Genomic DNA, 11,722 nt, shown 5'->3' with positions numbered 1-11,722 from the left:
TCAAATCTTAGATCTTCCTCTTGGTCCCAAGCCTACAAGTCCGGCATATGTCGCTTGACTACCTAACTCATCCTCAATGCGAAGTAATTGATTATATTTCGCGACTCTTTCACTCCTACTTAATGAACCTGTTTTAATTTGACCTGATTTAGTTGCTACTGACAAATCAGCAATAGTTGTATCTTCAGTTTCTCCGCTTCTATGACTTATTACAGTTGTATAATTCGATCTTGAGGCAAGCTCTATAGCTTCAAGTGTTTCCGTCAGAGAACCTATTTGATTAACCTTAATTAAAATTGAATTTGCAATATTCTCATCAATTCCTTTTTGTAAACGAAGTGTGTTGGTGACAAATAAATCATCTCCAACTAATTGCACACTTTTGCCAAGCTTTTCCGTAAGCAAGCTCCAGCCATCCCAATCATCTTCAGCCAATCCATCTTCAATAGATATGATTGGAAATGAATTAACTAACCCAGCCAATTCCTCAACCATTTCCTCGCTGGAATAAGAATTTCCTCCATAAATATATTTTCCCTCCTTATAAAACTCTGTACTTGCAACATCCAATGCTAAAGAGATTTGCTCCCCTGGTCTAAATCCAGCATGTTCAATTGCTTGCATTAAAAGGTCACCTGCTGCTTTATTACTTTCAAGATTCGGAGCAAATCCTCCTTCATCGCCCACAGCAGTTGACAAACCTTTTTGGCTCAATAAATCTTTAAGCGTGTGAAAAACCTCCGCTCCCATTCTTAAGGCTTCTCTGAAGCTTTCAGCACCATGAGGAACCAACATAAATTCCTGAAAATCTAGATTATTTGCAGCATGTTCTCCTCCATTGATGACGTTCATCAATGGCACTGGCAATAAAGATGACATTGGGCCACCTAAATACCTGTATAAAGGTAACCCCAAACCTTTAGCTGCTGCTCTTGCTGTAGCCATGCTGACAGCGAGAATTGAATTTGCACCAAGATTTGATTTGTTCTCTGTATCGTCGAGTTGTTTCATTACAGAATCAACTGTGGCTTGATCTAAAGCAGAAAGGCCACATAAAGCAGGAGCAATAGTTTCTTCTATATGACCAACGGCCTTGATAACTCCTTTACCCAGATAACGTTTTCCACCATCTCTTAATTCATGAGCCTCATGGGCTCCAGTACTGGCGCCACTTGGAACAATTGAACGTCCAATAGCTCCTCCTTCTAAAAGCACTTCAGCTTCTACCGTTGGATTACCACGAGAATCCAAAACTTCTCGGGCCATAATGGTATCAATAACAAGTTCTAGAGATTCAGCCACAAATTTAATGATTTTAGATCTTATGAACTACATTATTCCCATATGTTCCTGAATTGCTAATCTAGCTTGCTTTCCAAGACCTAATCAATCAAATTTGTCTTAACAAGAAATAAACGTATCGATAAAAAGGTCTCAATCAAAATTTAAAAGGCAAATGACCAATTTCAATCAAATTCATCGAAAATGAATGGAAGTCTAACAACAGAACCAGATTCTTTTAGCGATGAAGCTTGGAGTCTTTTACTAATAGCTGAACAATCGGCCAAAAGATGGCGTCATCAGAACTTAGATGTTGAACATCTTATTCAAGTTCTTTTTAGAAACAAAAAATTCCAAAAATATACAAATTCCCTTCCTGTTGATCATAGAGAAATAAATCAAATTTTAGATAACTTTATTACTGAACTTCCAATAAACAATCAATCAGACTTATTTGTTGGAGAAGATTTAGAAATTCTTCTTGAAACAGCTGATGATTTTCGCTCTAGATGGGGATCTAATCAAATAGAGATATCTCATATCCTTATCGCACTTGGTAGAGACAATCGCTTAGGAGAAGATCTTTTTTATCAAGCAGGTCTGCCTAGTGAACTTCTTGAAGCAGAGTTGAGACGACTACCAGCACCAAAGTCATTTAAACAATCAAAAAGAAATACAACTCAACAAAAAGAAGATAGACCACACAAAAATTCCAGGCAGTCTGTATCTCCCCAAAAAAATTCAAAAAATAATGTCCCAGAGTCACTTGCTCCTATCACCAATAAGGAGATCACCTCAAAAGAACAACCTTTAAAACTTCATGAAACGCCAAGTGCATTGGATTTATACTGCAAAGACCTTACAGCCGAAGCTGAAGATGGGAAATTAGACCCTGTGATCGGCAGAGAGTCGGAAATCAAAGCAATTACAAAAGTTTTATCTAGAAGAGGCAAAAACAATCCAGTACTTATTGGTGCTCCAGGTGTGGGGAAAACAGCAGTAGCAGAATTATTAGCACAAAAAATAATAGCCAACGAACTTCCTGATTCTCTTCAAGGTTTAAGACTGATTTCACTTGATATCGGCGCATTAATAGCTGGAGCTAAATTCCGAGGGCAATTTGAAGAACGATTTAGATCATTGTTAAGTGAAATCAGCAACAGTGAAAAAGGAGTGATTCTATTTATTGATGAATTACACTCAATTGTAAGCAAAGACAGATCAAATACTGATGCTGGCAGTTTATTAAAACCATTATTAGCCAGCGGAGACTTACGTTGTATTGGTGCAACCACTCCGGACAATTATAGACGTACGATTGAAAAAGACCTAGCCCTTGATAGACGATTTCAGCAAGTATCAATCAAAGAGCCAAGTCTAGATTTAAGCTTGGAAATCCTAAAAGGACTTAGAGAAAATTATGAGTCTCATCACGGAGTGATTATTACTGAAGAAGCCCTAATTACAGCAAATCGTTTATCTCATAGATATATAAGTGACAGATGCCTACCTGATAAAGCTATTGACTTGATTGACGAGGCTTCAGCTCAAGTGAAAATCGAATCTACATCAAAACCAAAAATCATAGAAGAGAAAGAGTCTCAAGTTATTGATATAGAGTCTTCAATCAAAAGTGCAAACAAAGAAACAACATTAGAAACTATACATAATCTTGAAGAACAGAAAGAATTTTTACTCTGTGAAATAGCTCAGATCAAACAAAAATGGCAAGATCAAATCGAGAAATCAGCGGAATTACAAGAACTAAAAGTAAGAGCTGAAGAATTAAAAAATTTAATAAGAGAAGCGGAAATCTCCGGTGATACTGAAGAAGCCGAAAGACTTAGCTATGAACAACTTTTTGAAATCAAAGAACGCATAAAAGAAATAGAAGCTTGCATTCAAGAAGATAATGAATATGGAAATTCTTTGCTAAGAGATCAAGTTTTCCCAGAGGATGTAGCTGATGTTGTCTCAAGATGGACAGGGATTCCTGTTAGCAAAGTTTTATCAGGTGAGAGACAAAAGCTTTTACGGTTAGAACAAGAACTAGAAAAAAAAGTTATCGGTCAATTAAATGCTGTTCAAGCAGTTTCAGCAGCAATTCGTAGAGCAAGAGCTGGGATGCAGGACATAAGAAGGCCTATAGGATCATTTCTTTTTCTGGGCCCTACAGGTGTTGGAAAAACTGAACTAGCTAAATCACTGGCAAATTCATTATTTGATGAAGAGGACGCTTTATTGAGACTTGATATGAGCGAATATATGGAGAGAAATGCTGTTTCAAGGCTCTTAGGTGCACCACCTGGATACGTAGGTTATGAAGAAGGTGGGCAATTAACAGAAGCAATTAGAAAAAGACCTTATGCAGTTTTACTCCTTGATGAGATAGAAAAAGCTCATCCAGAAGTTTTTAATATCCTTTTACAGGTTTTAGATGATGGAAGACTGACCGATTCTCAAGGTCGAACAGTAGATTTTAGAAACACAGTTATTGTTATGACGAGCAATCTTGCTAGCCAGGCAATATTAAATAATTCACTTCAAGTACGAAGTGAAAGTTCAAATAAAAATATTCTTGCAGAAGAATTAGATCAAAAAATCAATGAGGCACTAACAAAACATTTTCGACCAGAATTTTTGAATCGCATCGATGAAGTAATAAGATTTAGTCCACTTAATCCTGAGAGTTTAGAACAAATTGTGCGCCTTCAACTTGAAGAACTCAAGAAGCTTCTCAAACACCAAGGTTTAGATCTTTATGTTGACGAAAACACTATTAAGACTCTTGCAGATGAAGGCCATGAACCTGAATACGGAGCTAGACCACTAAGAAGAGTAATCCGAAAGAGATTAGAAAACCCACTGGCAACACAAATTTTAGAGGAAGCTTTTGAAGATGCGAAAACAATAAGGGTTAAGATTAAAGATGATGAGTCAAAAAAACTTCTTTTTTTAATAGATAACTAATCCATCAAACATAAGTTAATCTAGGTTCATAGCAATTTTTTTTTCAAAAGCACCTTCCTTTCAATCTTCCCAAAGTGACAAGTCCAACCTCTCAAGAGGATCAAGAAAAGGTAATTCCTAAACAACAGGAAAAGACTGCCTTAAAAAAAAGTTTTTTATCCTCTACAATTGATGAAATGAAATTAGTTGTATGGCCCTCACGCCAACAACTTTTCAGTGAATCTGTTGCTGTGATTTTAATGGTCACTCTATCAGCAGTATCAATCGCAGCTGTAAGCCGTTTTTATGGATGGGCCTCTACTCAGATATTTCGCTGAGTTCACTAATCTAAATTTCTAAACCTCTCACAACTTTTTCCAGTGTCAGATATTGAAACCACTCCTACTAAAGATTCAAAAATAATCGATAGATCAGAGAACATTGATGATGATCAATCACATTTTCCAAACCAAACAATAAAAACAAATATTGCACGTTGGTACGCAATTCAAGTTGCCTCCAGTTGCGAAAAGAAAGTAAAAGCGACACTTGAGCAAAGAGCAATCACTCTTGGTGTTAGTGACAGAATTATAGAAATAGAAATCCCTCAAACACCTGCAGTTAAGCTAAAGAAAGATGGAAGTAGGCAGACCACAGAAGAGAAGGTATTCCCTGGATATGTGCTTGTTCGTATGGTGTTAGATGAAGACACAATGATGGCGGTAAGAAGTACTCCTAATGTCATTAATTTTGTTGGTGCAGAAGACCGAAGAGCTACCGGTAAAGCACGAGGGCATATCAAACCACGCCCTCTTAGCAGGCAAGAGGTTAATAGAATTTTTAAACGAGCAGCTGAGAAGAAAACTGTTGTAAAGTTGGATGTAGAAGAAGGTGATCAGATTGTTGTCACTTCAGGACCTTTTAAAGATTTCCAAGGAGAAGTAATTGAAGTTTCTGGAGAAAGAAACAAACTAAAGGCACTATTATCAATTTTCGGAAGAGAAACTCCTGTTGAACTTGAATTTTCTCAAATAACCAAACAAAATTGATTTTTAATTTCCTTTTGCTGTCTGGTCAGTCTAGGAGTTAAGTTTATTAGATAATTCATCTGATTCGTTTCAGGTTTTCCGCATTAGTTCAATCCTCAGCCGATGGCAAAGAAAGTAGTAGCCCTGATCAAGTTGGCCTTACAGGCTGGCAAAGCCAACCCAGCTCCTCCAGTTGGGCCTGCGCTTGGTCAACATGGGGTAAATATCATGGCGTTTTGTAAGGAATACAATTCGCGCACCCAAGACAAAGCTGGCTTTGTTATACCTGTAGAAATATCAGTTTTCGAAGATAGAAGTTTTACTTTCATAACAAAAACCCCTCCTGCTTCGGTTCTAATAACTAAAGCCGCAGGCATTGCGAAAGGTTCAGGCGAGTCAGCGAAAGGAACTGCCGGTTCGATTAGTAAAAGTCAACTGGAAGAAATTGCTAAAACAAAACTTCCAGATCTCAATTGCAGCAGCATCGAATCAGCAATGAAAGTTATTGAGGGGACAGCCAAAAATATGGGGGTTTCCATAAAGGACTAATAAAATCGTAAAATCATTAAACGTTCTCTTGAAGGGGGAGACGAAAAGTCGATTGGACCCCAATTTATTATGAAAAATTTTTCAAAAAGAATGACAACGTTACTTTCCAAAGTGGAAGAACGTACATACTCTCCCATTGAAGCAATAAAGCTAGTCAAGGAGAATGCAAATGCAAAATTCGATGAGACTATAGAAGCTCACATAAGACTAGGCATCGATCCAAAATATACTGATCAGCAACTTAGAACTACGGTTGCCTTGCCAAGTGGCACCGGTCAGAACATAAGGATAGCGGTAGTGACACGTGGTGAAAAAGTTTCTGAGGCGACGAAAGCAGGCGCTGATCTTGCTGGGGAGGAAGATTTAGTTGATTCAATCAACAAAGGAGAAATGGACTTCGACCTGCTAATTTCTACTCCCGACATGATGCCCAAGGTTGCAAAACTTGGAAGAGTGCTTGGACCAAGAGGACTTATGCCTAATCCAAAAGCAGGAACAGTTACAACTGATTTAGTAGGAGCTATTAAAGAATTTAAAGCAGGAAAGCTTGAATTTAGAGCAGACAAAGCAGGAATTGTGCATGTCCGATTTGGTAAAGCGAGTTTTTCGGAAGATGCTCTTCTTGAAAATTTGAAGACATTGCAATTAACAATAGATAAAAATAAACCTAGCGGAGCGAAAGGAAAATTCTGGAGAAGCTTTTTTATTACATCCACAATGGGGCCATCGGTAGAAGTAGATATCAACGAATTACAAGACTTGCAGAAAGAAAAGTGACCCTTTTTGTTGTAAATTAACCGAGTGGTTTAACCACAAGGGCATGCGCCCAGCCAAAGACAGCCGGTCTGATTTTATTAAACCTTTGTTTTAATAGAATTTATAATCCCAGCCGAGGCATACGCAGGGTTTTATCTTTTGGATTGAATCGTAAGCGGCCTCGATTCCCCAAGGGGAATATGGCCGTATGTCCAGTCCTTCCCCCGATTCGATCCAATTATTATGGGCCGCACGCTGGAAAGCAAAAAACAGATCGTCGAAACGATAGAGGGTCTACTAGATAACTCTGAAATGGCTCTAGTTCTTGATTACAAGGGCTTATCCACAAAAGAGATGTCTGACTTGCGCTCAAGATTGCAAAAAAGCGATGGCATCTGCAAGGTCACTAAAAACACCTTGATGCGTCAAGCCATAAAAGGAAAAGATTCCTGGACTGGTTTGGAGTCATTGCTTACTGGTACTAACGCCTTTGTTTTAATCAAAGGAGATGTTGGGAGTGCTGTTAAAGCTGTACAAGCATTTCAAAAGGAAACTCAAAAATCTGAGACTAAAGGAGGTCTTTTCGAAGGCAAACTTTTATCTCAAGATGAGATCAAAGCGATTGCAAAACTTCCTAGTAAGGAAGCACTTATGGCGCAAATTGCTGGTGCAATGAATTCCATAACAAGCAAAATTGCTATTGGTATAAATGAGGTCCCATCTGGACTTGCAAGGTCTCTTAAACAACATTCTGAGAGCGGCGAGAGCTGATACTCATTGTTAAACAATTTGTTTTCTACTTACTTAGTTGCTGATTTAAAACATGTCTGCAAAAACCGATGAAATCTTAGATTCATTAAAAAGCCTCTCTTTGCTTGAAGCTTCAGAGCTTGTTAAGCAAATAGAAGAAGCTTTTGGTGTATCTGCTGCCGCATCTGCTGGCGTTGTCATGGCAGCTCCAGGAGCTGCTGCTGGTGGCGATGGTGGTGAGGCTGCCGAAGAAAAAACTGAATTTGAGGTAGTTTTAGAAAGCTTTGAAGCTTCATCTAAAATCAAAGTCCTCAAAGAAGTTCGCAATGCCACAGGTTTAGGCCTTGGCGAAGCAAAAGCCCTAGTTGAAGCTGCTCCAAAAACAATCAAAGAAGGAGCAACAAAAGAAGATGCTGAGGCGCTAAAGAAAGCAATTGAGGCTGTTGGTGGGAAAGTAACTTTAAAATAAATATTGTTACTGGATAAACACCAGTTTTCTGCTTATATGAAACCGGTCTAATTAGACCGGTTTTTTTTATGACAACTGAAGAAAAATTTGCGATTTCTGCAGCAACTGATGGTGCCTGTAGTGGGAATCCAGGTCCCGGTGGCTGGGGGGTATTAATTAGATTCCAAGATGGAAGCGAAGTTGAATTCGGTGGATATAGCCCTGATACAACAAATAATCGAATGGAATTGCAAGCTGCATTATTTGTTCTGGAAAAATTAAAAGAAATAAAATTTCACCCTTCGATAACCATTAAAACTGATAGCAAATATTTAATTGATGGGATGGGAAAATGGATGTCAAACTGGAAAAAGAGAGGCTGGAAAACAGCCTCGGGCAAACCAGTTCTCAATCAAGACTTATGGAAAGCTCTTGACGATCCTTCGCTACCAAAAATCAAACTTCAATATGTCAAAGGTCATAGTGGAGAAAAAGATAATGATAGAGTCGATGCTATTGCGGTAGCTTTTTCTAAAGGTCGAAAAATACAACTAAAAGATTTTGTCAAAAAATAAAAAAAGCGACTTGTACAATATTCTGCTTGGCCAGCTTCTATCTCAGGACGAGGGTGTTGATGCGGAAATACTTACTAATTCAGCTCTTAATGCAATTAAATTAGCATCATTAAATAGAAATTTTCCAATAATTTCTAACATCCTTAAAAAAGCATCGAGTGGTCTTCAAAGAAACAATTCCAGCTTAAATCAATTTATTTTTGGCTCTCAATTTAAAAACCCTTTAGGACTTGCGGCAGGTTTTGATAAGAATGGTGTAGGCGCAGGTCTTTGGAACTATTTTGGATTTGGTTTCGCCGAATTAGGAACAATTACTTGGCATCCCCAAAAAGGCAATCCAAAACCGAGACTTTTCAGAATTGCCAAAGAAAAAGCTGCCCTGAATCGAATGGGATTCAATAATGAAGGAGCAGAGAATTTTTTAAAAACTTTAGAAAAGCAAAAACTCACTGAGCCAGGAAATAGACCCTGTGTCCTAGGAATAAATTTAGGAAAGTCAAAAATCACAACGCTTGATGACGCTCCAAAAGACTATTCTCGATCCCTAACCCTTTTAGCTCCATTAGCAGACTATGCAGTAATCAACGTTAGTTCGCCAAATACCCCAGGTCTTCGTTCACTACAAGGAACAAAACAAATAAAAAAATTAATAAGAACTCTTAAAGAGGTATCAGATTGTCCGCCTTTGCTTGTAAAAATTTCACCAGATCTTTCCAACGAAGCAATTGATGAAATTGCCAAAGTTGCTATGGAAAATGGAATTGATGGAATCATTGCAATCAATACAAGCTTAAATCGATTTAATTTAAAAAAACTAACAATCAAAACTGGAAATACTTTAGAGCGAGAAAGTGGAGGATTAAGTGGACTTCCCTTACAAAAAAGAGGACTTGAAGTTATGAAGAGGCTTAGAAAAAGTACTAATAATGATTTACCGCTGATTGGCGTGGGTGGAATTGACTCAGCAAAAGCGGCATGGGAGAGAATTACAGCTGGAGCATCACTAGTTCAAATTTATACTGGTTGGATATTTGAGGGGCCAAATTTAGTTCCTGATATTTTAGATGGATTAACATTGCAAATGGAAAAGCACGGATTCAAAAATATTAAAGATGCAATCGGTTCAGAAGAACCCTGGAAATAATGAAACAAATGAATTCAGCAAATAATTATGAGTGAAACTGGACATGATATTGTCTCAAATATAATGAAAATAGACTTTGATAATCATGGAGGTAATATCGAAAAAGAAGCAAGAAAGTTAGGACTTTCAACAAAAAATATCATCGATGCAAGTGCATCAATAGTACCGTTTAAATTACCTAAAAAATTAAATAATTATCTAATTAATAGTATAAAGAATGGATCTATCAAATCTTATCCTGATAGAAGTTATTTCGAAGTTAAAAATGCTATTTCAAAATGGCATAATATTGATCCTTCTATGATTTTACCTGGAAATGGAGCCTCTGAATTATTTACTTGGGCAGCAAGAGATGCAAGTTTATATGGCCTAAGTTCTTTACCTTCTCCTGGGTTTGGAGACTATAAAAGAGCTTTAAAGTGTTGGAATGCTCCCTATATTCATAACCCTTTACCCTTATCTTGGACTAATAGAAATCCTCAATCATTTCCAATTAAACCAAAAACCCAAGTATTGTGGATCACAAATCCGCACAACCCAACTGGGCAATTATGGAGTCGTGCATCTATAGAAAGTATATTAACTAATTATAAACTGGTTATTTGCGATGAAGCATTTATTTCTATTGTACCTGGAGGTGAAAATCAATCAATAATTGACTTAACTAATAGGCACAAGAACCTTATAGTAATAAGGAGTCTTACTAAATTTATAGGTATAGCTGGATTGAGGGTAGGATATGCGGTAACTAATGCCGATAGATTATTACAATGGAAGGAGATAAGAGATCCTTGGCCCGTTAATACGCTAGCTATAAATGCAACTAAAATGATAATGAAAGATTCGAAGATGCATAAAAAAAGATTAAAGAAGATCCATAAGTGGGTAGACAAAGAAGGGAAGTGGTTGTATGAAAATTTATCAACCTTTTCTACTATTAAGCCTTTGCCTTCAACTACTAATTTTCAGTTAATTAAAAGTGATAATTCTATATTAAATCTTCTTGAGAATTTAAAAAAAAGAGGGATTTTGTTAAGAGATTGTAGGTCATTTACAAATTTAGGAGAAAATTGGATAAGAATAAGTTTTCAAAAAAGAACACAAAATATTCAAATTATTAATACATTAAAAGATTACATTAACTAATCAAATTTATAATATCAAACAACTTATTTTTCGAATTAATGCAATTGTAATTATTCATATTAAATTTCATTTTACTGAGAGAATCAGAGCCTAGCAAATTAGATAAAGTATTTTTCAAAATAGCCTTTTCTGGATCATGTTGATTAACTATTACAGCACCTCCATATCTAGCCATATAAGCAGCATTTAACTCTTGATGTTGATCGGCAGAAGCTGGAAAAGGTATTAAAATTGATGGGGTCTTAGTTGCCATTAATTCACAAATTGCACCAGATCCTGCTCTACTTATTGCAAGATCAGCATTTCGCAGTAAGGCCGATATTTCATTACTGAATTGTCTTACAACCAAATTAGCGTGCGTATCAACCTTATCTAAATTTTTGTAGAAACAATCATTGTGACCAGTCAGATGAACAACTCTACAACCTTTCTCAAGCAACCAAGGTAAGATATTCCTAACCATCTCATTCATTTTTATTGCTCCTTGACTACCTCCCATAACCACAATCAATAAACCATCTCCGATCGGCACCCAATGGGGAAGAGATTGATCTAAAAAAAACTCTGACCTTACAGGCGTTCCAGTAAAACTTGTTTTACATCCTTGCAAATACTCCGATGCCGATGGGATGCCTAGTGCTACATGGTCACAAAATCTACCCAATAACCTAGTTACTTTTCCAGGGATAGCATTAGATTCATGCAAAATGATAGGAATGCCAGTTATTTTGGCTCCGAGAATAGCTGGAGCAGATATATATCCACCAGTAGTAAAAATAACGTTAATCTTTTTTTGACGTAATAGAATAGAAACTTGGATAGAAGAAAGAAGTAATTTACAAATTTCAAACATCTTTCTAAAAATATTTCCTTGTAATCCTCCAACTTTTAGCTTGATTAGATTGTATTTTTTGGGAACCAGGTCAATCTCTAGCCTGTTTGGCACACCTAGCCACTCAATTTCCCAAGAATTTGAGAGTGAATCAGCGAAAGATAATGCAGGATAAATATGCCCACCTGTTCCGCTTGCAGCAATTAAAAGGCGAGGCATAAATTAAATAACCTTATTCATGAAGGCTAGGTTATATTGAGTAAA

Annotated in this window: 12 protein-coding genes; 10 read left to right on the top strand and 2 right to left on the bottom strand. The window is 37.0% G+C overall.

The features are described from left to right. Complete coding sequence (gene eno / locus AC6EI0_RS09205) at positions 1 to 1,302, bottom strand: phosphopyruvate hydratase (RefSeq protein WP_498522247.1); 1,302 nt, start codon at positions 1,300 to 1,302, stop codon at positions 1 to 3. 183 nt (positions 1,303 to 1,485) lie between these two features. Here eno and AC6EI0_RS09200 point away from each other — a divergent pair, with 183 nt between their 5' ends. From AC6EI0_RS09200 to AC6EI0_RS09155, 10 genes are all read left to right on the top strand, one after another. Then, complete coding sequence (locus AC6EI0_RS09200) at positions 1,486 to 4,251, top strand: ATP-dependent Clp protease ATP-binding subunit (protein WP_498522246.1); 2,766 nt, start codon at positions 1,486 to 1,488, stop codon at positions 4,249 to 4,251. A gap of 74 nt (positions 4,252 to 4,325) precedes the next feature. Next, on the top strand, positions 4,326 to 4,568 hold the full coding sequence (gene secE, locus AC6EI0_RS09195) for a preprotein translocase subunit SecE (protein ID WP_498522245.1): 243 nt from the start codon (positions 4,326 to 4,328) through the stop codon (positions 4,566 to 4,568). A 102-nt stretch (positions 4,569 to 4,670) separates the two neighbouring features. Continuing rightward, complete coding sequence (gene nusG, locus AC6EI0_RS09190; protein ID WP_498523532.1) at positions 4,671 to 5,279, top strand: transcription termination/antitermination protein NusG; 609 nt, start codon at positions 4,671 to 4,673, stop codon at positions 5,277 to 5,279. Between the two features lie 102 nt (positions 5,280 to 5,381). Then, complete coding sequence (rplK, locus tag AC6EI0_RS09185) at positions 5,382 to 5,807, top strand: 50S ribosomal protein L11 (protein WP_269604350.1); 426 nt, start codon at positions 5,382 to 5,384, stop codon at positions 5,805 to 5,807. 69 nt (positions 5,808 to 5,876) lie between these two features. Continuing rightward, a complete protein-coding gene (gene rplA / locus AC6EI0_RS09180) occupies positions 5,877 to 6,584 on the top strand; it encodes a 50S ribosomal protein L1 (RefSeq protein WP_498462089.1) in 708 nt (235 codons plus the stop codon). A 222-nt stretch (positions 6,585 to 6,806) separates the two neighbouring features. Continuing rightward, entirely contained in the window at positions 6,807 to 7,334 is a 528-nt protein-coding gene (gene rplJ / locus AC6EI0_RS09175) for a 50S ribosomal protein L10 (protein ID WP_498520342.1), read from the top strand. A gap of 52 nt (positions 7,335 to 7,386) precedes the next feature. Further along, a complete protein-coding gene (rplL, locus tag AC6EI0_RS09170; RefSeq protein ID WP_498522244.1) occupies positions 7,387 to 7,782 on the top strand; it encodes a 50S ribosomal protein L7/L12 in 396 nt (131 codons plus the stop codon). Positions 7,783 to 7,850: 68 nt separating this feature from the next. Continuing rightward, positions 7,851 to 8,336, top strand: coding sequence for a ribonuclease HI (rnhA, locus tag AC6EI0_RS09165; RefSeq protein ID WP_498506631.1), 486 nt, complete (start codon positions 7,851 to 7,853; stop codon positions 8,334 to 8,336). After that, positions 8,323 to 9,480: a quinone-dependent dihydroorotate dehydrogenase gene (locus tag AC6EI0_RS09160; RefSeq protein WP_498522243.1), complete on the top strand. Its 1,158-nt coding sequence runs from the start codon at positions 8,323 to 8,325 to the stop codon at positions 9,478 to 9,480. Before rnhA ends, AC6EI0_RS09160 begins: the two co-directional genes overlap by 14 nt. Before the next feature lie 63 nt (positions 9,481 to 9,543). Then, complete coding sequence (locus AC6EI0_RS09155) at positions 9,544 to 10,626, top strand: pyridoxal phosphate-dependent aminotransferase (RefSeq protein WP_498523531.1); 1,083 nt, start codon at positions 9,544 to 9,546, stop codon at positions 10,624 to 10,626. Here AC6EI0_RS09155 and AC6EI0_RS09150 read toward each other — a convergent pair. After that, entirely contained in the window at positions 10,619 to 11,677 is a 1,059-nt protein-coding gene (locus tag AC6EI0_RS09150; protein WP_498522242.1) for a UDP-N-acetylglucosamine--N-acetylmuramyl-(pentapeptide) pyrophosphoryl-undecaprenol N-acetylglucosamine transferase, read from the bottom strand. The genes AC6EI0_RS09155 and AC6EI0_RS09150 overlap by 8 nt on opposite strands. Positions 11,678 to 11,722: the final 45 nt, after the last annotated feature.

The sequence above is a fragment of the Prochlorococcus sp. G5PB11 genome, assembly GCF_059772425.1.
This window is presented reverse-complemented; position numbering and strand designations above follow the sequence as displayed.